The following is a 22,452-nucleotide window of genomic DNA, read 5'->3' on the forward strand; positions in this document are numbered from 1 at the left end:
GTCTGTGGGTCCGTGGGCCAGGGGGTTCGTGGGGCAGGAGGTTCGTGGGGTCAGGGGGTTCGTGGGGCAGGGTGGCGTGGGGCCGTCGGCCCGACGGTCCGACGGTCCGACGTCCGTGCCTACGCCTTGCGGAGTCGGGCGACGATGCCGTCGAGGTCGCGCTTGAACAGGTCGGGGCGGACGAAGTGGCCACCGGGCACCTCGTGCCACTCGTGCGGGATGTTCGCCTTGCCCAGCAGGCTGCGGAACTCCCGCTGACCGGCCAGGACCTGGGTCTCGTTGGCCGTGTCGAACCAGTTGATCGGGTCGGGGCTGGTGCCGGCGACCAGGAAGACCCGCTTGTTGCGGTAGCTCTCGATGCGCTGGACCGGGTTGTCGGCGCTGACCCGGGCCTCGTCCCACAGCGGTACGCCGTAGACCGTGCCGCCGCCCAGGTCGAGGGCGGCGGAGGACAGGTTGGCCCAGTGGGCGACCAGGCCGAAGTCGCGGCGCAGGCTGGCCGGTCCGGAGTGGGCGCTGACCGAGGCGAAGTGGCCGTAGTACTTGGCCGCGTACTTCAGCGCACCGAAGCCGCCCATCGAGAACCCGGAGACGGCACGGCCGTTGTACTCGGCGTACGTACGGAAGTTCGCGTCGATCCACGGGAGCAGCTGGGCGATGTGGAACGTCTCCCAGTTGCGGGGGCCCACGTTGGAGCTGACCGGGTTGGAGTACCAGCCCGCGTGGCCGCCGTCGGGCATCACGACGATGATCGGCTTGCCCGCGGTCCAGTCGCGGATGCCCATGCGGTCGAAGGTGATGAAGTCCTGGTCGGTGCCGCCGCCGTGGAAGAGGTAGAGGACGGGGTAGGTGCGTCCGCTGGTGTGGTAGCCGTCGGGGAGCAGGACGTTGACGCCCGGGTTCCAGCCGATCGCGTCGGTCTGGAAGCGGTAGTACCACATGCGGCTGTTGCTCTCGTTGCGGTCCACGATGCGCAGCCCGAAGCCGTCCCCCGCCGCCTGGGCCGCGGTGGCCGTTCCGAGGACGCCGGCCCCGCCGAGGGCCGCCGCGGCGGAGATTCCGCCGACGGTCTTCAGGACACTTCTGCGGGTGGGTCGGTGCTCGCTCAAGATGACCTCCTGGGGGAAGAGGGAAGGGAGGAGGAAGGGGGAAGGGGGCAGTTGTCGGTGATCCAGGTGCCCCTCTCGGGGTTCCAGTGGATGGTGGCCTTCTGGAACTTCTGCGCCTTGCCGCCGCCCGCCTCGTCGGTCTCGTCGGTGAGGGGGTAGCCGAGAGCGGCCTCGTGCCCGGCGGCGTGGAAGGCGTCGTGGATCGCGCCGTGGACGGTGTGGGTGCCGGTCTGCGGGGACCAGAGGAACAGGCCGCGTTCGAAGAACTGGTAGCGGCCCCGGGTGCCGTCCGGCGCCGGTGCGGCGTCCGCCTCGTCCATGGTGGGGAATCCCCAGCGGCGTTCCGCGTCCGTGTCCCAGAACTTCCGCAGGATGTCGCCGTGGATCGCGTGGGCCACGTCCGGGTGCCAGATGATGATCCCGTTCCGGAAGAGCTGGAAGCGTCCGCCGAGCGAGGAGTCCTCCTCGGCGCGGACCGGTGCGCCGAGCGGTCCGTCGCTGCCGCCCAGGGCGGCGTACTTCGCGCCGATCGTGCCGTACGGCTGGAACGCCTCGGCCATCAGCTCCCGGGCGTAGCCCTCCGCCTGGCCGTAGCGCTCCGGGTACGCGGAGCGCTGGACGGCCTGGGCCAGTTCGCCCGCGGTGGCCCAGTCGGGCTCCATCTGCTGGGCCACCTCGAAGAACTTGTTCGCGGCGTAGTCGACGTCGAGGCACTGGGCGGGTTCGCACCAGCCCATCGAGGGCCGCTGCTGGAAGACGCCGAGCGAATCCCGGTCCCCGCAGGCCAGGTTGTTCATGCGGGACTCGACCCAGCCCGTCTCGAATCCGGCGAGCATCACCTTGGCGGACACGCCGCGGCGCTGCCCGACCTCGTACACCTTGCGGGTCACCGCGATGTCCCGGTTCGCCGGGATGTCGCAGAAGAGTTCGGCCGGGGCGGAGTTCCCCAGGGGGCCCGGTACGTCGCCCGCGCCCTGCGCGAACGCCGCCGGGTTGCCGAGGCCGGACATGGCCACGGCGATCAGCAGGACCGCTGATCTCCTCATCACGCGTCGTCGTTCGGTCGAGCCACGCACGTGTCTGCTCCTTCGCGTCGGAACGGCCTTGTGCGGCCCGTCGGCCGACGGTCCGCAAGGTAGTCATGAGGTGACTGTCCGGCACATCCGGAACGATCCGGAGTGACAATCCGCGGCATGGGCGCCGATACTCACCGCATGGGTGGGTCCGGCGACTTCGGCGGTTCGCAGTCGGGCACCCGGGGGTGGTCCGTCGTGCGCACGGCGGGCAACCAGGCCGAGGCGCGGTCGGAACCGGCCGGCAGCCGGACCCGGTACCACTGGGTGGAGCTCGCGTCGGACTCGTCGATGATGGGCGTCCCCCGGAGGAGCCGGCAGTGGACGGCGAGGACGTCGCCGTGCCACACCCGGGTCGGAACAACGTTGTCGATGGTGTACGGCCGGAGGGGGTCGATCGCCAGGCCGAGGCTGCACTGCGGACTCCGGTCGGTACGGCCCCGGCAGCCGTCGTCGGCGTTGAACACCCGGAGCCGCCCCGTCGGTTCGCCGAGCGCGTCCGGCGCGGCGCCGCCGACGGCGTGCGCCCAGACCGTCGCGGCCACCGCGCACACCGCGACGGCCACGGGGGCGGCTGCCGGGGCGGTACGGAGCCACCGGCGGCGACGTGCCGGGCGGGGTGTACGGGGAGGGCGGGGCGTACGCGTAGGGCGAGGCGACGGCGATGGCGATGGCTCCGGGTGGGGCGACGGCGACGGCTCCGGGCAGGGTGACAGAGACGATGACCGCGACGACGACCGTGCGGTGATGCGCGCCAGGATGCTCTCGGCGCTGTGCGCGGCGCGTTCGGCGTGGGTCGGGGCCAGGCAGTCGACGGCCAGGTCACGCCAGAACGGCGGCAGCGCACGGTCGATCCGCAGCGGTGCGCGCCCGGCGGCGTACTCCTGGACCGCCGCGCCGCGCGCCGTCGACGTCGCGCCGGGGAACGGCGAGGCGCCGGACGCGAACACCTCGTGGATCATGATGCCCAGGGCCCAGATGTCGGCGCTGGGCCGGACCTCCACGCCGTGTTCGCCGAGCGGGGCCCGCCAGCGCTCGGGCGGGAGGTAGTCCGGGGTGCCCATCGGCGGCGCGTACCCGTGGGTGCCGGCGGTGCCGGTCAGTTCGGTGGCGAGCCCGAAGTCCGACAGCCGGGGCGTGCCGTCGGCCATCAGCAGGATGTTCTCCGGCTTGAGGTCGCCGTGCACCCAGCCGCTGCGGTGCAGATGGGCCAGGCCCTCGCAGATCCCGGCGAACAGCCGGGCCACGTCCGCCTCCGCGACCCCGGCGTCGAACACCTCCCGCAGGCTGCGTTCGGCCCGCTCCATCACCAGCACGATCGCCCCGTCCAGGAACGCCCGGTCGGGATCGCTGATCACGACGGAGTCCAGCAGGCGGATCAGCCCCGGATGCCCGGCCCGGTGGCAGAGTTCGACCTCGCGCCGGGCGGTCTCCGCGACCTTGCGGGCCTGGCGCGGTGCGAGCCCGGCGGTCGGCAGGAACTTGAGCGCGACTTCTGCCGGCTCGTCGGGTGCGCCCTCCACCGGCTCCTCGGGCGGGCCTGTCGGAGCGCCGACGCGGCGGCCGGCGTGGACCGTCGCCCAGCCGCCGGACGCGATGGGCCCGGTGACCTCCCAACGGCCGACCCGATAGCCGTACGGGAGCGGCTCCGTGTGGTCGCTTTCCGATGTGTCGCCCCGCGCATGCACCGTTCTCGCCTCCGGTCCCCCCGCCCGCCCGCCCGCACCGAGGCGTGCCGCCGCCGCACACGGTGGGCCCGCGGTGTTCCGTGGGCCCGCGGTCTTCGTGATCCTGCCGCAGCGCCCCGGGGGCCCGCAGCATTTCGCGAGCCCGGGGCTCAACTGCCCCTTGCTCTGCTACCGTTCGCGGGCGCGGGTGGCGGCCCGGGGCGGGAGCAGCGCCAGATGTTCCTCCCGTACGAGTCCGAACCGCAGCGCGATCCCGACGAGCGCCTCCCGTTTCCCGTTGCGGCGCGCCCCTCCCGGTCCGTTCCCGGCCGGGGTGCTGATCCGCATCTTCTCCTCGGCGAGGTAGTCGATGTGCGAGCTGACCGCCCGGGCCCGCAACCGGCCGCACGCGACGTGCCCCCGGAGCCGTTCGACGATCTGCGGGGTGGTCGGGACCGCGACCGGCGACTCGTCGCGCAGCCGCGGCTCGCAGAGCGCGACCAGGACCAGGAAGTAGAGGGCCGTCTCGTCCAGCGAGTACGCCATGACGGTGCGGCCGTCCCCCGGCCCCGCCGGGCCGTCGGGGTCCAGGTAGACGTGGTCGGGGGCGAACACCTGGAAGGCGACGGTGGTGTCGCGGCGGGTGGGCAGCACGACCCGGGAGAACTCGAAGGGGATCGGGGCACCGGCCCGCCGGGGCGGGACCCGCAGGTACTCCCCGGCTCCCTCCGGGTTCTCCACCAGGTAGCTCTGGGTCGTGCTGTGGTTGCTGAGCTGCCAGTGGTCGTCCGTCACCCGGATCTCGCCGGCCAGCCGGGAGATGGCCTCGTCGTCCAGGCGCAGTTCGACCGGGATCGTCGCGGAGCCCCGCCCGAAGCGCGCCGTTTCCCCCGGGCCGAGCCGCAACGTCACCGGGTCGCCGCACGGTGCTCCCCCGACGGCACCGCTCGGCTGCGGCAGATAGATCACTACCCCGCTCAGTGCCCCCACCTCGCCCCGTGTCGGGTGACTCCCACGCCCTCGAACGTTACCCATCCCGCCGGAGTGGTCCCCGTCCGGATTCCGGTCGTTCTGGGGGCATTGGCGGGGCGTCCGCCACGAGGGGGAGCTGTCTCGAAAAGGAGGTGTCCGGCAGGGATTATTCGCCAGGGAAGGCCGTTTTGTCCGCTTCGGCGAGCTGGCTTGATCCAGCGCATCGATCGAACCGGGCCACCGGCCGCCCCCGCGCCGGGTGCCGCCGCACCGGCTTCAGCTCCTCGCCCCCTCCCCGTCGAGGGGTTCGGCGAAGTGGTCGAACTCGCCGGCCACGACGCCCTTGGTGAACGCCTCCCACTTGGTCCGGGTGGTCGTGACGATGTTGATGGGGTCACCGGTCTCGCGGAGGTAAACGAGTTCGTCCGGCCCGAAGGCGATCTCGATCCAGGGCCCGGGCCCCTCCGCGTCCTCGGGTGCGGCCCGGACCCAGGTGAGGTCGGTGGGGATGCCGGATGCGTCGGGGGCGTCAGTCATGGGAGCGGTCCTCCTTGATGGTGCGGACGAGGGCGGCCCAGGCGGTGGGTGTGGTGCGGAGGACCGTCCTGGTGGGGTCGGCGGATTCGGTGAGGCCGATCGTGCCGGGGGTGGGGACGGCCACGGGTATGCATGCTTCGCCCTGCGCGCAGTAGGACGACTTCTGCCAGGCGGGCGCGGCCCGGCCCTGGGTGAGGTCGGGGGCGTCAGTCATGGGGAAGGCCCTTCTTGATGGCGTGTAGGAGGGCGGCCCAGGCGGTGGGTGTGGTGCGGAGTACTGCCCCGGTGGGATCGGCGGATTCGGTGAGGCCGATCGTGCCGGGAGTGGGGGCGGCCACGTGTATGCAGGAGTTGCCCTGTGCGCAGTAGGACGACTTCTGCCAGGTGGGAGAGGGCATCTCGGGTTCCTTCACAGGTCGCGGATGATGTGGTGGATGAAGTCCCTGGAAGCGTCGTGGTCCAGAGCGGCCGCCTCCATACGGCTGAGCAGCACGCGGTACTTCTCCAACTGGTCCTCGGCGTCGAGGAAGACGGGACCGTGGGACTGGTCCAGGTTGACGGTGTCGAGCTGCGGCACCGGGCCCAGGAAGTAGTAGATCGACTGGCCGGACCCGGCGAAGGTCCCTGCGGAGAAGGGGATCACCCGAAGGGTGATGTGATCCCGTTCTCCCGTGTCGAGGAGGTGCTGAAGCTGATTGCGGGTCACCTTCGGGCCGCCGAACCGCATGCGGAGCGCGGCCTCGTGGATGACGGCCTGATGCGGTGTCGGTGATTCCCCGAACAGGACGGCCTGCCGTTTGATGCGGAACGAGATGCGGTGCTCGATGTCGGGAGGCGACAGCTCCGGCACGTCCTGACGGAAGACCTCGCGCGCGTACTCCGCAGTCTGGAGGAGACCGGGGATGTGCACGGTCACGGCCGTACGCAGCCGGTGGGCGTGGTGCTCGATCTCCGCCAGGTCGAGGAGCGGCGCGGGCAGGATCTTCCGGTACTCCTCCCACCATCCGCGTGTGCGGTCGCCGGTCATGTTCCCGAGCGCGGCGACGATGTCCTTGTCGGAACAGTTGTAGTGGAAGGCCAGAGCGCGCACGCGCTCAGGGCTCACGCCGACGCGTCCCGCCTCCATGTTGCTGATCTGGTTCTGCTTGATGCCCAGAAGTTGACCGGCCTGGGTGGCGGTGAAGCCTGCGCGCTCGCGGAGTTTGCGCAGTTCAGAGCCAAAACGGAGTTGGCGACCTGTCGGGTTGCTTCTCACGGACTTGCTCGCCTCCTTGAGTGGCTGGTCACCCACAAGGGTGGCAGTTTATGGATTTACCGGGATTCGGTTAATGCATTAACCGTGAATCGCTACCTTGGATCCCAGGCCACCCGCCCGGAAGTACCCCGCTCGACGGAGCGGTCTCGTCACCGGGCAATCCGAAGCGCACCATCCGACTTCCCTCCGTGAACGGAGACCTTCATGGCCAGTGCCACGGTATCCCCGCCCTGGACCTACACACTCCAACTCCCGCAGGATCCCCGCGCCCCCGGCGTCGCCCGTGCCACCCTGCGCAACGTCCTGCGCGTGCACGGCATGCGCGAACTGACCGAGACCGCCGAGCTGCTGGCGAGCGAGCTGGTCACCAACGCCTACCTGTACTCCTCGGGCCCGTACTCCCTGCGCCTGCGCGACGCCGGACGCAGGCGGGTCCGGCTCAGCGTCTGGGACACCGATCCGCACATCCCCGCCCCCTTCCAGCGAAGTACCCCGACCCCGGACGAACTCGCCGAGCGTGGACGGGGGTTGTATCTCGTCACCCTCTACGCGGAACGCTGGGGTGCCCACCTCATGCAGACCGGGCTGCCCGGGCAGGGCGGAAAACTGCTCTGGGTCGAATGCGTGGCGAAGGGGTGGGAGGGGTGAGAGGGATGGAAGGGATGAGAGGGGTGAAGAAAGGGCGGAGCCGGGGGAGACCCGCGTGGAATGATCCTGAACCGCTCACAAGTACGAGCAAAGCAGGGGAGTTCGTTTTGTCGAACAATGATTTGGGGCGCCGTGTTCGCAGCGATATTGGGTGCGACTTTGCTTTTCGCCCCCGCAGCGGCGGCCGCGGACACCGAGGCGATTGCCAAGTCCGCGGGGCGGAAATGGGTCCTGAAATCGGAAGCCACCGGTAAACGCGTCTCCACCGAGATCAAGGACGGCGACAACCGGTGGGCCAAACTCCGTGTCCGGATCGACACGGCAGACGCTTGGGAGCGGTTCACCCCATGGCTCGGTGTCACCGCCCGCCAAGTGACGGGGGCCCGGGCCCACCAGGTGGTGGGCCCGGGCCCCGGTATGCGGTGGGGAGTGATCAGCCTGCGGACTGCATGGAGCTCACTGCCTCGGCGACCGTGCTCCGGTACAGGCCCAGCTTCGGGCTGTCGACCTTGACGTCGGGGCCGAGGTCGAAGTTCTGCGTGTCGGCGTTGGCCATGTGGTCGCCGTCGGGCAGCACGTTCATCTCGTTGACCCAGGTCACGCCGCCCTTGCCGGCCGGGTTGAGGTCGATCACCGCGATGGCGGCCGTCTTGGGCTTGACCGGGTACGCGGGCGCGCCGCCCAGGCCGCCGGGAACCGCCGGCCTGATGTCGCCGCTGTGGTCCGAGGCGTTCGCGGCACCCAGGCTGACCTGCGGGAAGTAGCTCAGGCCACAGGAGTTCGCGCCGGTGTTGTTGATCTCGATCACGTGCTGGGTGGCCGAGCCCTCGCGGGGGTACACGCGCACCGACAGGTCGCTGCTCCTGCACGGGTGCTTGTAGGCGTAGCTGTCGCTGGTGTTGCCACCGGCGCTCGCGGCGCTGTTGCCGGAGGTCCCCGTCTTCTTCGAGGTACCGGTGTGCTGCACGGTGCCGTCGGTCTTCGAGGTGCCTTCGGAGTCCGTGCCCTTCGAGGCCCCGTCGGTCTTCGAGGTGCCCTCGGAGCCCGAGGAGGCGGTGGTCGACGCGCCGGTGCTCGCCGGGCCGGCGGACTTCGTGCCGGTGTCGTCCCCGCCGCAGGCGGTGAGGGCCAGGGCGAGCACCGCGGTGACGGCGCCGAGAGCGGCGGTGTGCTTGCGGGTGCGGAGCGTGCGCATGGAATTCTCCCAGGATGAGGGTGAGACAAGGCCCGAATCCTGCGGCTAGCCGCTCTCTCTGACCTCTTGACAACCAAAGCTTCCTGTGGGTCGCTCATGTTCTGCTGACGTCTCACTGACGTCCTGCTGACGTCCTCGCGGTCGGTTTCGGACAGCTCGTCCCGCCGGGTTCCGGCCGTTCGTCGCGGCAGGCAGTGGAAACCGGTGGCGCGGGTCCGGGGAGCCTGCCAGGCTTCGCGCATGACTCAGGGAATCGAGACCCACTCCGCCCGTTGAGCGCCCAGGAAGAGCGCGGCGCGCTCGCACCCCGGCCCTCGCTGTACGCCTACGCCCTGCGCCTCCACCGCGGAGAGCCCGGCGGCAGGCTCCCCGCCAGGGGTTACGAACTTCCGCCCCAGCCGGAACCCACCGGGCAGAGAACCGGGTGGTCCGAGACCTGCGAGGCCCTGGAAGCCGTACTGAACCCCTGGCTGACGACTCCGGCCCACACTGCTCCGGACGAGACCGCTTCGGACGAGGCCCATGCAGGCCGGGGTGACGTCGCACGGGCCGCCGAAGAGATCCACCGGGGCCTTCGCGAACTGAAGGCCCGTGACGGCCATGTCCGGTACGTGGTCTCCGGGGCGGCCATCGACGACGAGGTCCGGGCCCGTGCGCTCGGCCGCTGCCTGGTGCGTACGGGAACCGCCCTCCTGCCCGTCTGCGTCGGCCTGGCGCTCCTCGCCCGCTTCGGTGAGCCGGAGGACGTGTCGTATCTGAAGGTCCTCGGGCAGCTGGGGGACCTGGCCGACCTTGCCGTCCTGGCGCTCGACGGCATCGACCGGCCCGTGGCGGCCCTGGTCTGGCTGGGGCATTACACCGAGGGGCCGGAGCAGCGCCGTCTGGTCGACGCCCTGGTGGCGGGCGATGCGGACGCCGTCCTGCGGTGCCTGGTGGCCCTTCCCCGGGACATGAGGAGCAACGGCACCACGCCCGTCCGCAGGGTCGTCGAAGCCGTCCGGCTCGTCGACATCCTTCGGGCGGACCGGCGGCCGGATGACCCGCCGAACGCCGAACTGCTGGCATGGGCCGGGCAGTTGCTGCTCTGGACGGCGAGCGTGCACGACGACCGGGCCGAGATCCTCCGCTACCCGGAAGCGATCGGCGCGTACGAGGCGTTCGTCGCACGCGCCGCCGAACTGCCGCCCGGCATCGACCACTACGCGCTCCTGCTGTCCGTCGCCCTCGAACTGCACAGCGGCCCGAGCCGGATACTCGACTGGGAGACCGGCCGGCGCGAGGCGTTGCTGGCCGCGCTGGAATCCGTACTGAACCGGCCCGGGTGGAAGGCCGTCGTGTCCGACGGCGGCCCCGGAGAGAACCGGAACCCCGAACCGGGCCCGGTCCCGGAGTCCGATTCGGCAGCCGTCGAGCGCCGTTGGCGGGCGGACTGGATCCGGCGGACGGCACGCCGGCCGTTCCGGCGGGTCACCGGGCCGAAGGAGCCGCTGCGGTTCGAGTGCACCGAGCTCGACCCCGGGGACCGGGGCGGCACCGAGACGCGCATCCTGCTCGACGGGCGTCCCCTGGTGCCGGAAGTGTTCGACCGGGGGCCTGCCCACTCCCCGGCACATCTCCTCGACAGCGGCCTCCTGCGGGCCACGGACGAACCCCGGGAGGTGCAACTCGCCGAGGCGTACTGCACCGAGGGCTGTTGCGGGGCGCTCTACGTCACCATCCGCAGGGACGGGGACCACGTCGTCTGGTCCGACTGGAGGACCTCGCTCTCGTGGACCTCGTCCGAGCTGCCCGAGTACCGCTTCGACGCCGCCGCGTACGACGCGGAGGTCGCACGGGCCGAGAACGACCACGCATGGGCCTCCCCGGCCCACCGGACCGCCCGGCTGATCGCCGCCGGTCTGCGCGACCGGCCGGAGCTGCTCACCCGTTGGGACGCGCGCCTGCACTGGATCAGCAGCGATTTCCGTGACCGGGACTGCACCGACGTCTCCCTCCTGTACCGCACGGAACCGGGCAGTGGACAGGGACCGGCCACCGGGCAGGCCCGGGAGGAGGATTCCTGGCAACAGCGCATGTGGCACATCCCGGATGACGGCACCTCACCCGAGGAGCGGGCCGCCGCCGCACTGCGACGCCTGGCCACGGAGGACCCGAGGACGTACGGCTGAGGGAGAGGGAAGGGGGAGGGGAGCGAGGGACGACGCCCCCAATGCCCCGTAACGGGCTGGTCGGTGACGGTACGGGATGGGCCGGGCGACGACGTTGAGTCCGGCATTGGGTCCTGGGGCCCATGCCGCGCCCTGGCCGGGTGTGGTCGCATACCGATACCAGGGGGAGAACTGTCGCTGCGCCCATTTACAAATTGGGGAGACCCGCCGTGTCTGGCATACGAGTATTAACGGTACAGGGTGGTGCCGACCCGGGCACCGCCGAGGTCCCTCCGGGCAGACAGTCGCTGTCACGCTCCTTGCAAGCGGTGCTGATTCTCGTCCGATTGCTCTTCGTCGTCACGGTCGTCGGCGCGTTCGACGCGCTGACCCTGGCCTCGTCGATCGATGCGGTGGACGGTCGGCTGCTGGGCATGGTGCTGTACGCGTCTCTGCCCGGCATCACGGGGTTCGTGCTGTCGTTCCATCTGCACACCGGAGGGATCTGGATCCGGCGCGGGCTCGTCGCCGTGCACGCCTGGCTCCTCCTCGGGGCGCTGGCGACGCTGAACGACGCGGAGAACGGCCGGGGCGTGACGCAGCTGGTGCTGCCCGTCGTCGTCCTCGTCCTGCTGTCCCGGGCCCAGTCGCGCGCCTGGTTCAGGCTCGCTCCCGAACAGCGCGCCGAGAAGCAGCGGTTCAGCTTCGTGCGGATGGCCAAGTGGCGTCGTGACACCGGTCAGACCGCGATGGAGTACCTGGGCATGATCCTCGTGGTCGTGGCCCTCATCGGCGGGCTCGTGGCCACGGGGATCGGCGGTCAGCTGACCGGCGAGATCCGGAACGCCATCTGCCAGCTGACCGGAAGCGCCTGTGCGCCGCCCGGCGGCGACGTGGTCGCCGGTGACGGGAACGGGAACGGCGGTGGCTCCGGCTCCGGCGGCGGTGACGGCGCGACTTCCGGGGCCGGGACCGAAGGCGCGACCGTGACCGGTGGTTCGGGTTCGTCCGGAGGCAATGGTTCCGGAGGCAACGGCTCCGGCTCCGGTGGTTCCGGCTCCGGCGGCGCGGACACGGCCGGCGGTTCCGACTCGACCGGTGGTTCTGTTGGTTCCGGCGGTTCCGGTTCGACTGGCGGTTCCGGCATTTCTGGTGGCTCCGGCGGCTCCGGCGGCTCCGGTGGTTCCGGCGAAACCGGCGGCTCCGAAGGCCTCGGTGGTTCGGAGGGAACCGACGGTTCTTCTACAGAGGTCAACGCGGGTAGACAAAACCCGGTCGACGGTTCCACCGGCGAATCCGAGGGCGGTTTCCTCTCCGGCGTCGTCGGTGACGACGGCCTGATGGGCGACATCAGCGGGGCGATCGACACGATCGCGCACCCCGTGGACACCGTGAAGGGCGTCGTCGACCAGTACTCCCAGGCCGCGAAGAAGGCCGGCGGCAAGTGGGACAAGGGCCAGTTCATCGCCGCCGCCTGGGACGCGAGCAAGGGCGGTGGGGCGTTCAGCGGGATGCCCGGTTCCGGTACGCGCGTCGATGCCGCCGTGGGCGAGTCGGAGCGCAAGTACCTCGAGGAGCGCATCCCGACCAACGCCAACGCGGCCGCCCGCGAGTTCTGGTGGAACGGGATGACCCAGGAACAGCGCGACCGTTACCTGGACCTCTTCCCGGAGAAGATCGGGATGATGGACGGGATCCCGGCGGCGGACCGGGACGCGGCGAACCGCCGGAACCTGCCGAACCTGATCTCGAAGCTGGAGGGGCGGACCGACAAGGAGTCGCAGAAGAAGCTCGCCGGGCTGCGGGAGATCGAGCGGCAGCTCAAGGAGGGCAGCCAGCCCCCGATGTACCTCATCGGCATCAGTGACGAGGGCAACGGGCGGGCCATCGTCTCCTACGGCAACCCCGACACCTCGAAGAACGTGTCGGCCTACGTGCCGGGGCTGAACACCGCCCTCGACGAGGAGTTCGCGAAGAGCGGCCTCAAGCGGGCCCGGGACACGGCGATCGGCGCCCAGGGCTACGACCCGTCCAGCGCGGCGATCATCTGGCTCGGGTACGACGCGCCGCAGACCCCGGACGGGCTGCAGAGCCTGGCGGTCGCGGGCACCAAGCGGGCGGAGAAGGGCGGTGCGGCCTACAACGAGTTCATGAGCGGCATCGTCGCCACCAACCGGACCGGTGATCCGCACATCACGGCCATCGGGCACTCCTACGGCTCGCGCGCCGTGGGTGCCGCGACCCAGCACCCCGGCGGCATTCCGGGCGTGGACGACATCATCCTGGTCGGCAGCCCCGGTGTGGGCGTGGACAACGCCGCGGACCTGGGCGTCGGTGCCGGGCACGTCTTCGTGGGTGCCGCGGAGAACGACCCGGTGACCAAGCTCCCGTCCAAGACGCAGGTGGTCGTGGGCGCGATCGGCATGGTGCTGGGCGGACCGGCCGGCTCCTACGCCGCGGGGGACCTGGCCGACCCGGGCGACGACGACCTCTGGTTCGGCAAGGACCCGGCGAGCAAGGCGTTCGGGGCCAGGCGGTTCCCGGTCGACCCGGGCAAGCCCATGAGCTTCGACTCGCACTCCAACTACTTCACCCCGTCACGGGACGCCGTCTCCGCGGACAGCATCGCTCTTATCGTGTCGGGGAACGCCGACCGGCTCAAGATTGAGGAGTACCGATGAGGCGAAAGTTCCAGATCGCGACGGTGGCGCTGGTGGTCGGTCTCGCGCTGTCCGGTTGTGGCAGCGAGCAGGCCGGATCGGGTACGAAGGGCAGGACCGGTGCGGCCAAGGGCGTCACGGACACCGGGAGCGCCAGGAGCGACAACGGCACCAAGGGGAACGGCATGGACATGCAGGAGGCGGCCGAGACGTCCGACGGCATGCTCGACGCCGTGCTGAAGAAGATCGACCCCGAGGTGCAGTGGGCGCACGGTCCGACGACGAAGGGCAGTTGTGACGTGACGCGCAGGCGCACCGTCATGACCATCGTGTCGGCGGACCGTCGCCAGGACTTCCTGGACCAGGTCGAGAAGTTCTGGCGCGAGAGCGGCTACCGCATCAAGGCGAAGAACACCGACGAGGTGTTCCCGGCGGTCTACGCGCAGACGGACGCGGGCTTCGGCATCAGCGTGAGCGTCCGGGCCAAGGGCCAGGTCTTCTTCGAGGCGGACACCCCGTGCGTGAAGGAGTCGAAGGTCGCCGAGCCGAAGTCCGAGCCGAACGGGCCGGCGTACAAGGGGGTCTACCCCCTGCCGAGTCCCAACGTCCGCTCCGACCACTGGTCGGCCTGACGACCGATCCGATGCGCCGGCCGGGATGAACGATCCCGCCCGGCGCATCGGGCTGTACGGGGCCGTGCGCCCGCCGGGCCGACCCCTGAGCCCCGTACGGGCTCCCGTGCGCCTGCCGTGCCGACCCGTGCGCCGCTCATGACGGCCCCCGCATCCGCCGTGACGACTTGTGCGCCGGCCATGACGGTTCGTGCAGCGAAATGCCCGTCAGGTGCGCCGGGGCGGAGGGCCGGTGCCCCGGAGTGCCGAACCGATGCGCCGGAACGGCGGGCCAAGGGCTTCTGTGACCCGGTTGACTCGTACACACCGTCGAAACCGCTCATGAACCCGGCTCCGATGGGGGATGGTTGAGGGGTGCGCAAATTCTGGATGATCGGTGGCATCGGTGCGGGCGTGTCCATGTCCTTCGTGGCACTGCTCGTCGTCGGTACGTACTCCGCCGCCGCCGGACTCGCGAGTTCCGGTGGTGGCGGAGCCGTCGCGCTGGCGAAGGGGGCCGTGCCCGCCAAGTACCAGGCCCTGGTGGAGAAGTGGGGCAACCTATGCCCCGCCATCAATCCGGCGCTGCTGGCCGCCCAGCTGTACCAGGAGAGCGGCTGGAACCCGCGGGCGGAGAGCCACGCCGCCGCCCAGGGCATCGCCCAGTTCATCCCGGGCACCTGGGCCGCGCACGGGATCGACGGCGACAAGGACGGCGACCGGGACGTGTGGGACCCGGCCGACGCGATCCCCTCCGCCGCCTCGTACGACTGCGAGATCGCCGGTTACGTGAAGAAGGTGCCGGGGGACCCGACGGACAACATGCTGGCCGCGTACAACGCCGGCGCGTACCGGGTGATCCGGTCCGGCGGCGTCCCGGACATCGAGGAGACGCGCAACTACGTCGACATCATCCGGTCCCTGGAGAAGAGCTTCGCCCGGCCCGTCGGACGGGTGCAGCCCTCGCAGCAGGCGGCCGGGGCGATCTACTTCGCCCAGAAGAAGCTCGGCACGCCGTACCTCTGGGGCGGGAACGGCACGCCCGAGCAGAACGGGCGGTTCGACTGCTCGGGGCTGACCCAGGCCGCGTACCGGACCGTCGACATCGAACTGCCGCGGGTGGCGAACGACCAGTACAACGCGGGGCCGCACCCCTCGCGGGACGAGCTGCTCCCGGGCGACCTGGTGTTCTTCTCGGAGGACCTGACCAACTCGCGGGCCATCCACCACGTGGGCATCTACGTCGGGGGCGGGTACATGATCAACGCTCCGTACACCGGGGCCGTGATCCGGTTCGACAAGATCGACACCCCCGACTACTTCGGGGCGACGAGGGTCACCGAGGACGGGGCCGCGGCTCTCCCGAAGGACCGGCCCGCCGCATGACGCGGCGACGGCGATGGCCGGAACTCTCCGTGAAGCCCGGGCCCTGAGCTGCGGTGATGAGTCTCTCTTCGATAACGTCATGGTGATCATTCGGTGGAGAGAGGAACGCCTGCGCGGAGGACGTCGTTCCCTGAGTGGACCGGAGCGGCGGCGCACCGACCGCGCGACGCCGGCCGGGGAAGCCCGCCCGGGCGGAGCGGGCGGGAAGCACCGATCCACGCAGCAGCGGTCCACACAGTGATCGAACCGACACGGGGGTTCGTCAGAGCGGGCACATGGGTGTGTCCGCGGCAGCAGACAAGACAAGGGGCCGCGTCAGATGGCTGGTGGACTCGCAATGGATGGGTCGAACCCCGACGTCAGCCTGCTCTACGACATCAACGGACTCGCGAAGTCCGCTCCCACCTGGTTCGACCGGGTCATGGAGTTCGTCGGCGAGTACGGGATCATGCTCGGCATGGTCCTGGTGGTCCTGTGGTGCTGGTGGAGCGTGCGCCGGCGCGGCACGGCCGAGGATTCGGTGACGGCGGTCGCCGGGATCGTCTGGGCGCCGCTCGCCGCCGGGATCGCGCTGCTGATCAACATTCCGATCCGCGGATTCGTGGAGCGTCCCCGCCCGTTCAAGGACCATCAGGGGCTGGAGGTCCTGGTGGCGGGGAAGACCGACTTCTCCTTCGTCAGTGACCACGCCACGATGGCGATGGCCCTGGGCGTCGGGCTCTTCGTGGCCAACCGGAAGTTCGGCTTCGCCGCGATCGGGCTGGCCCTGGCGGAGGGCTTCTGCCGGATCTACATGGGCGTCCACTACCCGACCGACGTCATCGGCGGATTCGCGCTCGGCACGGCCGTCGCCCTGCTGCTGGCCCCGCTGGCGATGATGCTGCTGACACCGCTGGTGACGGCCGTCGCACGCGTGGACCGGTTCGGATGGCTCGTGCGCTCGCGCAAGCAGACGCAGGTCGCCCCGGCCACCGGGCGGGCCGGGACGATCGGGATTCCCGAGCCGCGGCCGGGCACGGGCGGCGGCGTCGGCGAGAAGGACCTGGCGGCGTAGGACGGGGTGCACCCGGGGCCGGGCACACCTCCGACCGGGCGCGATACGGACCCGGGTGCGCGCAGGACCGGGTACGGACAAGGCTTCGGGTAACGGATGAGGCCCCGGACATGCGCAGGACCGGGGCGCGTGTACGGATCCGGTGAGAACGGCCGACGGGCGGCTTCCCGAAAGGGGAGCCGCCCGTTTTCGTACCCGCCCGTCCGGGTGTCCGTCCCCGTCCGCCGGGTGCCCGTGACCGGGCGTCAGGGGGACGCGGAGTCAGAGGGCCTGCGGGAAGGAGAAGAGGCGTCCGGGGTCGTACTGCTTCTTCAGCCTGGCGAGACGGTCCGCCGCCGAGCCGTAGTAGGCGCGGCGCCAGTCGGTCAGCGTCGGGTCGGTGTAGTTCTGGTACGCCGCCCCGGACGCGTACCGGCGCATCGAGGCATGGGTGTTTTTCAGCCAGTCCTGCTGGGCGCTGCCCGCCGTGCCGGGGTCCCAGGCCCCGATGTACTGGGCGAGCACGCGCGCGCCGCGGTGGACGAAGGCCGTCGCCTGCGGGGAGACCCGGTTGACGGCCCCGCCGAGCGCGGTGAGCAGGACGGAACCGGCGCCCCCGCCCCGCGAGGCGGGAATCCGGGTGAACGCCTCGGTCCGGTCGAGCAGGGCCTGCACGCCCGCCGGGGGCAGGGAGCGGTCGTAGAAGTCGGAGGCGGCGGCGTAGGTCTCGCGGCCGAGCGTGCCCTGCGGGCTGCGGCCGGGCGTCGTGCCCGGCAGCCGGCACCGGGCCTCGGAGATGCCCGAGCAGCCCGCGTACACCAGCATCGACTCCTCGTAGCCGCGGCGGCGCAGCGAGACGGAGGAGGCCGGGGCGCCGATCCGGTCGGCGAGCCGGTCCACGGCGTTCTGGAGGTCGCCGTACGTGCCGAGGCTGAACGCGGCGACCGAGACGGTCGGGGCGGCACCGCCCGGACCCGCGTCGAGGTGGGCGGCGGACCAGATCTCGTCGGGCTGGGACGGCCCCCACTCCTGCCAGGCCGTGACGACGGACCGGGCGCGCGACCACGGCCATGACAGGTGGGCGGTGACGGTCTGCGGGGCCGGGCTGGTGCGGAAGGTCAGCTCGGTGACCACGCCGAAGTTGCCGTTGCCCGCGCCGCGCAGCGCCCAGAAGAGGTCCGGATGGTTCCTGGCGTCCGCGGTGAGGGTCTTGCCGTCGGCCGTGACGAGGGTCGCCGCGGTCAGGCTGTCGCAGGTCAGGCCGTACGCGCGGGCGGCGACGCCGTGGCCGCCGCCGAGGGTGAGGCCGGATATGCCGACCGTGGGGCAGGAGCCGCCGGGTATCGTCCGGCCGCCGCGGGCGAGGTTCCGGTAGACGTCGACGAGCTTGGCGCCCGCCCCGATCGTGCCGTTCCGCTCGACGCGGGACAGCGCGGAGACGTCGATGACGAGGTGTCCGTTCCCGCTCGACCAGCCCGCGTACGAGTGGCCACCGCTGCGGATGGACACCGGGGTGCCGGTGCGGCGGGCGAAGGCCAGGCACTCGCGGACGTCCGCCTCGTGGCCGACGTAGGCGACGGCGGCGGGCTTCAGGCCGTCGAAGCGGGTGTTGTAGAGCTGACGGGCGGTCGGATAGGACGCGTCCTGCGGTCGTACGAGGCCGCCGTCGAGGCTCTCGGCCAGGGCGGACCAGTCGGCGGACCCGGCGGAGGCGGTCCGCGATGGGGACGAGGGGGACGACGGGACGGACGGGGTGGGCGAGGCGGGGCGTGGGCCCGGGGTGCCGGAGGCGCCCGGGGCGGGAGCGGGCGGGCCGTCGCACGCGGTGGTGGCGACGCCGACGAGGGCCGCCGCGGCGCCCGCGGTGAGCAGGGTGCGCCGGGCGGGCGGGGGCGACGGGCTCATCGGGTCTCCGATTCATGACGCTCATGGGCCGGCCGACCGGCGGGCGGTGGGGCCGGGCGTGGGGGGAACGGCGGAACGAGTCACGGACGGGAGGAGGGAGGGGAGATGAGGAGCGATGAGGTGAGGAGAGGTGAGGAAGGGCGGTGGGTCAGGGGGCCGCCAGGTGTTCCGCGGCGTCCGTGCGGGCGCGGTCCCTGGAGCGACGGGCCGGGCCGTACCAGCCGCAGCCGCAGCGGGCGGTGCAGAAGGAACCGCGTTCCACCGTCGTCGGTTCGTGCGCGACGGGTGCGGGGGTGGAGGGAAACGGGGGGACCTCATCGGCGTGTCGGTCATACACCCGTCCACGGTACTGGCCGCGGCCCCTTGAGGTGAGGCCCGTGGGAACGGCGTGACGGGGGACACGGGCCGTCGTTAATCCGGAACGAACGGGCCTCTCGGGCAAGCGTTACATCGTTGGGGGTTGGCAGGCGATGCTGGTGCAGCAGCACAGGTCCAAGGGCGGTGCGCGGGCCGTCTGCGCCCTTGCCGTGGCGGGCGTGATGGCGGCGACCGGCGGGTGCTCGGGCGGCGGTGGCGGCGACCGGGCCGTGGCCGACGAGCGGGGCGGGACCGACTCCCTCGACGCGGTGCACCGCGCGGCCGCGGTGCTCGCGGGCACGGTGACCGGCACCGGTACGGCGAACATGTCCGGGGCCGCCGCCGGTTCCGGGACGACCGGGAGCGCCGAGGTGCGCACGACGATGGAGACCGCGGCGGGCGGTACGCGGGTGACGATCCGGGGCCGGGGCGTGTACGACTTCCGCCACCGCACGGGCCGGTTCACGGTCGTGCTGCCCCAGGACGCCGCCGGTGCGGACGAGCACCGCCCCGTCACCGAACTGCTGGCCCCCGGCGCCCTCTACATGATGAACCGCGGCGCGGGGGTGCCCGCGGACAAATGGGTCAGGATCGACACCACGACCCTGGCGGACGGCAATCTCGTCACCGGCGGGGCGACCGATCCGATGGCCGCCGCCGAACTGCTGCGCGGGGCGGACCGGGTGACGTACGTGGGCAGGACCGTGCTCGACGGGGTGCCCGTGCGGCACTACCGGGGGACGACGGACCTCGGGCGGGCGGCGCGGGAGGCCGCACCGGAGTCGCGCGGGGCGCTGCGCGCGGCGGCGAAAGGGTTCCGCAGGGACACCGTGAGGTTCGACGCGTACCTCGACGACCAGGGGCGGCTGCGCAAGGTGCGCCACCGGTTCGGCTTCGCCGACGAGGGGCCCGCGGTGGAAGTGGTGTCGACCACACTGCTGTCCGGGTTCGGGGTGCCGGTCTCCGTACGGCTGCCGGACGACCGCGACATCTACACCGGACGCATCCGGCAGCGCTGACCCGGCACCGACCCGGCGCTGACCCGGCACCGACCCGGCGCTGACCCGGCACCGACCCGGCGGCAACCGGGGGCACGGACGCGGAGGCGGCGACGGGGATGAGGACACGGACGAGAGAGCGGCCACGGGGGTGGGGCGACGGGGGTGAGGGGGGCGGGCATAGGCATGCCGGCGGTGCGAAATGGTCCGTCCGTGTCATGCGCGACGGGTGGTCCGCTCCTTACGCTGGTGCCGGGACCGGCGATGCCCGCCGGGTGGGCACCGGTGGCGCGGGTACCGGCAATGCGGTGACGGCAGTGAGAGGTGAGTGACCGTGATGACGCTCGGCGCGCCGACCGTGTCCGACCATGTGGCCCTCGCCGAGATCGAACTCTGCGGCGAGCTGATGATCGCCGCCTCGGCCGCGATCGGGGAGCGGCTCAGCGCGGACCGCATCGACGAGGTGCTGGAAGTGCGCGGGACCGCCGAACGGGCCGCCGTCCCCCGGCAGGGCGATCGCCGGGGGTGAGGTGCGGGGCCGTGGCGGACGCGGAGTGGCCGGGTGTCAGGTGCGCAGCAGCCGGGCGATCGCCTTCGTGGCCTCCTCGACCTTGGCGTCGATCTCCTCCCCGCCCTTGACCGCCGCGTCCGCGACGCAGTGCCGCAGGTGCTCCTCCAGCAGCTGGAGCGCGAAGGACTGGAGCGCCTTCGTGGACGCCGAGACCTGGGTCAGTATGTCGATGCAGTAGACGTCCTCGTCGACCATGCGCTGGAGTCCGCGGATCTGACCCTCGATCCGGCGCAGTCGCTTGAGGTGTTCGCTCTTCTGGTGGTGATAGCCGTGGATGCCGCGGTCGTGATCGGTGACGACCGATTCGGTTTCCGCGGTGGCGGTGGTGGTTCCGGCGGTCTCGGTGGTGGTCATTACTGCCTCCCGTTTTCTCTCTGTCCTGCCGTTCATATACCCCTGGTGGGTATATCTTAACGAATTCCTCCGAACCGTGACCGGGGGCCCGTGCCGATCGCCGTGTTCGATGCGCGACACTGAAGAATGCCGGTTAGCCGTGGCCGGATGATGCGCCTAGCATCAGCCTGACCGAATCCAAAGCACCCCGAGGACCCCACGTGCGCTTTCGTCTGACCCCCAGGGAGACGAGCTTCTACGACATGTTCTCCGCATCCGCGGACAACATCGTCACGGGCTCGAAACTCCTGATGGAATTGCTCGGGGCGGACTCTGCCTCCCGGGCCGAGATCGCGGAACGCATGCGGGCAGCGGAGCACGCGGGAGACGACGCGACCCACGCGATCTTCCACCAGCTGAACTCCTCTTTCATCACGCCGTTCGACCGCGAGGACATTTACAACCTCGCATCGTCGCTCGACGACATCATGGACTTCATGGAGGAGGCCGTCGACCTGGTCGTGCTGTACCAGGTCGAGGAACTCCCCAAGGGCATCGCCCAGCAGATCGAGGTGCTGGCCCGCGCGGCCGAGCTGACCGCCGAGGCGATGCCGGGGCTGCGGACGATGGACAACCTCACCGAGTACTGGATCGAGGTGAACCGCCTGGAGAACCAGGCGGACCAGATCCACCGCAAGCTGCTCGCCCACCTCTTCAACGGCAAGTACGACGCCATCGAGGTGCTGAAGCTCAAGCAGATCGTGGACGTGCTGGAAGAGGCTGCCGACGCGTTCGAGCACGTCGCCAACACGGTGGAGACCATCGCGGTCAAGGAGTCCTGAACCACGTGGACACCTTTGCGCTGATCGTGACCATCGGGGTCGCGCTCGGCTTCACGTATACGAACGGCTTCCACGACTCGGCGAACGCCATCGCCACGTCCGTCTCCACCCGCGCGCTCACCCCGCGCGCGGCACTGGCGATGGCCGCGGTGATGAACCTCGCCGGCGCGTTCCTCGGCAGCGGTGTCGCCAAGACCGTCAGCGAGGGCCTGATCGCGACGCCCGAGGGCCAGAAGGGGATGGGAATCCTCTTCGCCGCGCTCGTCGGCGCGATCATCTGGAACCTCGTCACCTGGTACTTCGGGCTGCCCTCCTCGTCCTCGCACGCCCTGTTCGGCGGCATGGTCGGGGCGGCGCTCGCCGGCGGGACGATGGTGCACTGGGACGGGGTGCTCGACAAGATCGTCATCCCGATGTTCCTCTCGCCGGTCATCGGCCTGGTCGTCGGCTACCTGGTGATGGTCGCGATCATGTGGATGTTCCGGAAGACCAACCCGCACAAGGCCAAGCGCGGTTTCCGGATCGCGCAGACGGTCTCGGCGGCGGGCATGGCGCTCGGCCACGGTCTGCAGGACGCGCAGAAGACGATGGGCATCGTGGTGATGGCCCTGGTCATCGCCGACGTGGAGAGCCCGAGCGATCCGATCCCGGTCTGGGTGAAGCTGGTCTGCGCGCTGATGCTCTCGCTGGGCACGTACGCGGGCGGCTGGCGCATCATGCGCACGCTCGGCCGCAAGATCATCGAGCTGGACCCGCCGCAGGGCTTCGCCGCGGAGACGACGGGCGCGTCGATCATGTTCGGCTCGGCGTTCCTGTTCCACGCACCTATCTCCACGACGCACGTGATCACCTCCGCGATCATGGGTGTGGGTGCCACGAAGCGGGTCAACGCGGTCCGCTGGGGTGTCGCCAAGAACATCATCCTGGGCTGGTTCATCACGATGCCGGCCGCGGCCCTGGTCGCCGCCGCGAGCTACGGCGTCGTGGTGCTGCTCTTCGGCTGAGAGCCGAGAGCCGAGGGCCGAGAGCTGATACCTGAGTGCGGGACTGAGGTCTGAGCCCTGGGACCGATCGGAACGACGGTCCGGGACACGGCCTCCCCGTAGGGAGTACGGAGTACGGACACAGGCACGGGTACAGGCACGGCTGAGAG

The 22,452-nt window shown here is 70.9% G+C and carries 22 protein-coding genes; 10 read left to right on the forward strand and 12 right to left on the reverse strand.

Annotation, left to right across the window (positions count from 1 at the left end):
* Positions 1-119: 119 nt before the first annotated feature.
* From OCT49_RS18595 to OCT49_RS18630, 8 genes are all read right to left on the reverse strand, one after another.
* The gene (locus tag OCT49_RS18595) at positions 120-1,109 is read right to left on the reverse strand and encodes an alpha/beta hydrolase (RefSeq protein WP_349632791.1); all 990 of its coding nucleotides are present in this window, start codon (positions 1,107-1,109) and stop codon (positions 120-122) included.
* Positions 1,106-2,185 carry an LGFP repeat-containing protein gene (locus tag OCT49_RS18600; RefSeq protein WP_502963393.1) on the reverse strand — a complete coding sequence of 360 codons (1,080 nt, stop codon included), beginning with the start codon at positions 2,183-2,185 and terminating at the stop codon, positions 1,106-1,108. Before OCT49_RS18600 ends, OCT49_RS18595 begins: the two co-directional genes overlap by 4 nt.
* Positions 2,186-2,316: 131 nt before the next feature.
* Positions 2,317-3,870 carry a serine/threonine-protein kinase gene (locus tag OCT49_RS18605; RefSeq protein WP_283852984.1) on the reverse strand — a complete coding sequence of 518 codons (1,554 nt, stop codon included), beginning with the start codon at positions 3,868-3,870 and terminating at the stop codon, positions 2,317-2,319.
* Between the two features lie 168 nt (positions 3,871-4,038).
* Positions 4,039-4,830: a serine/threonine protein kinase gene (locus OCT49_RS18610; protein WP_283855847.1), complete on the reverse strand. Its 792-nt coding sequence runs from the start codon at positions 4,828-4,830 to the stop codon at positions 4,039-4,041.
* A 267-nt stretch (positions 4,831-5,097) separates the two neighbouring features.
* Positions 5,098-5,358, reverse strand: a complete 261-nt coding sequence (locus OCT49_RS18615; RefSeq protein WP_283852985.1) for a DUF397 domain-containing protein — start codon at positions 5,356-5,358, stop codon at positions 5,098-5,100.
* Positions 5,351-5,572: a DUF397 domain-containing protein gene (locus OCT49_RS18620; RefSeq protein ID WP_283852986.1), complete on the reverse strand. Its 222-nt coding sequence runs from the start codon at positions 5,570-5,572 to the stop codon at positions 5,351-5,353. The genes OCT49_RS18615 and OCT49_RS18620 overlap by 8 nt, the downstream gene beginning before the upstream one ends.
* Positions 5,565-5,756: a DUF397 domain-containing protein gene (locus OCT49_RS18625; RefSeq protein ID WP_283852987.1), complete on the reverse strand. Its 192-nt coding sequence runs from the start codon at positions 5,754-5,756 to the stop codon at positions 5,565-5,567. The genes OCT49_RS18620 and OCT49_RS18625 overlap by 8 nt, the downstream gene beginning before the upstream one ends.
* Positions 5,757-5,767: 11 nt before the next feature.
* On the reverse strand, positions 5,768-6,613 hold the full coding sequence (locus tag OCT49_RS18630; protein WP_283852988.1) for a helix-turn-helix domain-containing protein: 846 nt from the start codon (positions 6,611-6,613) through the stop codon (positions 5,768-5,770).
* A 204-nt stretch (positions 6,614-6,817) separates the two neighbouring features.
* Between OCT49_RS18630 and OCT49_RS18635 the strand changes: the two genes are divergently transcribed.
* Positions 6,818-7,261, forward strand: a complete 444-nt coding sequence (locus OCT49_RS18635; RefSeq protein WP_283852989.1) for an ATP-binding protein — start codon at positions 6,818-6,820, stop codon at positions 7,259-7,261.
* Between the two features lie 433 nt (positions 7,262-7,694).
* Here OCT49_RS18635 and OCT49_RS18640 read toward each other — a convergent pair whose 3' ends face one another.
* Complete coding sequence (locus OCT49_RS18640) at positions 7,695-8,456, reverse strand: DUF4232 domain-containing protein (RefSeq protein WP_283852990.1); 762 nt, start codon at positions 8,454-8,456, stop codon at positions 7,695-7,697.
* A gap of 272 nt (positions 8,457-8,728) precedes the next feature.
* Between OCT49_RS18640 and OCT49_RS18645 the strand changes: the two genes are divergently transcribed.
* The 5 genes from OCT49_RS18645 (at position 8,729) to OCT49_RS18665 (ending at position 16,314) form a co-directional block, all read left to right on the forward strand.
* Positions 8,729-10,624, forward strand: coding sequence for a hypothetical protein (locus tag OCT49_RS18645; RefSeq protein ID WP_283852991.1), 1,896 nt, complete (start codon positions 8,729-8,731; stop codon positions 10,622-10,624).
* 308 nt (positions 10,625-10,932) lie between these two features.
* On the forward strand, positions 10,933-13,284 hold the full coding sequence (locus OCT49_RS18650) for an alpha/beta hydrolase (RefSeq protein ID WP_283852992.1): 2,352 nt from the start codon (positions 10,933-10,935) through the stop codon (positions 13,282-13,284).
* On the forward strand, positions 13,281-13,895 hold the full coding sequence (locus OCT49_RS18655) for a hypothetical protein (protein ID WP_283852993.1): 615 nt from the start codon (positions 13,281-13,283) through the stop codon (positions 13,893-13,895). The genes OCT49_RS18650 and OCT49_RS18655 overlap by 4 nt, the downstream gene beginning before the upstream one ends.
* Positions 13,896-14,264: 369 nt before the next feature.
* A complete protein-coding gene (locus OCT49_RS18660) occupies positions 14,265-15,260 on the forward strand; it encodes a C40 family peptidase (protein WP_283855848.1) in 996 nt (331 codons plus the stop codon).
* A 319-nt stretch (positions 15,261-15,579) separates the two neighbouring features.
* Positions 15,580-16,314: a phosphatase PAP2 family protein gene (locus OCT49_RS18665; protein ID WP_283852994.1), complete on the forward strand. Its 735-nt coding sequence runs from the start codon at positions 15,580-15,582 to the stop codon at positions 16,312-16,314.
* Between the two features lie 261 nt (positions 16,315-16,575).
* Here the strand turns inward: OCT49_RS18665 and OCT49_RS18670 are convergent, their stop codons facing one another.
* Together OCT49_RS18670 and OCT49_RS18675 are read right to left on the reverse strand one after the other, a co-directional pair.
* Positions 16,576-18,198, reverse strand: coding sequence for an FAD-binding oxidoreductase (locus OCT49_RS18670; RefSeq protein WP_283852995.1), 1,623 nt, complete (start codon positions 18,196-18,198; stop codon positions 16,576-16,578).
* Between the two features lie 148 nt (positions 18,199-18,346).
* Positions 18,347-18,535, reverse strand: coding sequence for a hypothetical protein (locus OCT49_RS18675; protein ID WP_283852996.1), 189 nt, complete (start codon positions 18,533-18,535; stop codon positions 18,347-18,349).
* Between the two features lie 133 nt (positions 18,536-18,668).
* Between OCT49_RS18675 and OCT49_RS18680 the strand changes: the two genes are divergently transcribed.
* A complete protein-coding gene (locus OCT49_RS18680) occupies positions 18,669-19,574 on the forward strand; it encodes an SCO4651 family lipoprotein (protein WP_283852997.1) in 906 nt (301 codons plus the stop codon).
* A 316-nt stretch (positions 19,575-19,890) separates the two neighbouring features.
* Entirely contained in the window at positions 19,891-20,082 is a 192-nt protein-coding gene (locus OCT49_RS18685) for a hypothetical protein (RefSeq protein WP_283855849.1), read from the forward strand.
* A gap of 36 nt (positions 20,083-20,118) precedes the next feature.
* On the opposite strand, the gene OCT49_RS18690 is transcribed toward OCT49_RS18685, so the two are convergent.
* Positions 20,119-20,478 carry a metal-sensitive transcriptional regulator gene (locus OCT49_RS18690; RefSeq protein ID WP_283852998.1) on the reverse strand — a complete coding sequence of 120 codons (360 nt, stop codon included), beginning with the start codon at positions 20,476-20,478 and terminating at the stop codon, positions 20,119-20,121.
* Positions 20,479-20,678: 200 nt separating this feature from the next.
* Between OCT49_RS18690 and OCT49_RS18695 the strand changes: the two genes are divergently transcribed.
* On the forward strand, positions 20,679-21,299 hold the full coding sequence (locus tag OCT49_RS18695) for a DUF47 domain-containing protein (protein ID WP_148837112.1): 621 nt from the start codon (positions 20,679-20,681) through the stop codon (positions 21,297-21,299).
* Positions 21,300-21,304: 5 nt separating this feature from the next.
* The gene (locus tag OCT49_RS18700) at positions 21,305-22,303 is read left to right on the forward strand and encodes an inorganic phosphate transporter (protein WP_283852999.1); all 999 of its coding nucleotides are present in this window, start codon (positions 21,305-21,307) and stop codon (positions 22,301-22,303) included.
* Positions 22,304-22,452 lie beyond the last annotated feature (149 nt).

The organism is Streptomyces sp. ML-6, from assembly GCF_030116705.1.
GTDB lineage: Bacteria > Actinomycetota > Actinomycetes > Streptomycetales > Streptomycetaceae > Streptomyces.

What these genes read in the sequence shown, in the direction of transcription:
- OCT49_RS18615 (WP_283852985.1), bottom strand. Translation starts at nt 5,358, where the DNA reads ATGACTGACGCCCCCGACGCATCCGGCATCCCCACCGACCTCACCTGG.
- OCT49_RS18620 (WP_283852986.1), bottom strand. Translation starts at nt 5,572, where the DNA reads ATGACTGACGCCCCCGACCTCACCCAGGGCCGGGCCGCGCCCGCCTGG.
- OCT49_RS18625 (WP_283852987.1), bottom strand. Translation starts at nt 5,756, where the DNA reads ATGCCCTCTCCCACCTGGCAGAAGTCGTCCTACTGCGCACAGGGCAAC.
- OCT49_RS18635 (WP_283852989.1), top strand. Translation starts at nt 6,818, where the DNA reads ATGGCCAGTGCCACGGTATCCCCGCCCTGGACCTACACACTCCAACTC.
- OCT49_RS18640 (WP_283852990.1), bottom strand. Translation starts at nt 8,456, where the DNA reads ATGCGCACGCTCCGCACCCGCAAGCACACCGCCGCTCTCGGCGCCGTC.
- OCT49_RS18655 (WP_283852993.1), top strand. Translation starts at nt 13,281, where the DNA reads ATGAGGCGAAAGTTCCAGATCGCGACGGTGGCGCTGGTGGTCGGTCTC.
- OCT49_RS18660 (WP_283855848.1), top strand. Translation starts at nt 14,265, where the DNA reads ATGATCGGTGGCATCGGTGCGGGCGTGTCCATGTCCTTCGTGGCACTG.
- OCT49_RS18665 (WP_283852994.1), top strand. Translation starts at nt 15,580, where the DNA reads ATGGCTGGTGGACTCGCAATGGATGGGTCGAACCCCGACGTCAGCCTG.
- OCT49_RS18670 (WP_283852995.1), bottom strand. Translation starts at nt 18,198, where the DNA reads ATGAGCCCGTCGCCCCCGCCCGCCCGGCGCACCCTGCTCACCGCGGGC.
- OCT49_RS18680 (WP_283852997.1), top strand. Translation starts at nt 18,669, where the DNA reads ATGCTGGTGCAGCAGCACAGGTCCAAGGGCGGTGCGCGGGCCGTCTGC.
- OCT49_RS18685 (WP_283855849.1), top strand. Translation starts at nt 19,891, where the DNA reads ATGACGCTCGGCGCGCCGACCGTGTCCGACCATGTGGCCCTCGCCGAG.
- OCT49_RS18690 (WP_283852998.1), bottom strand. Translation starts at nt 20,478, where the DNA reads ATGACCACCACCGAGACCGCCGGAACCACCACCGCCACCGCGGAAACC.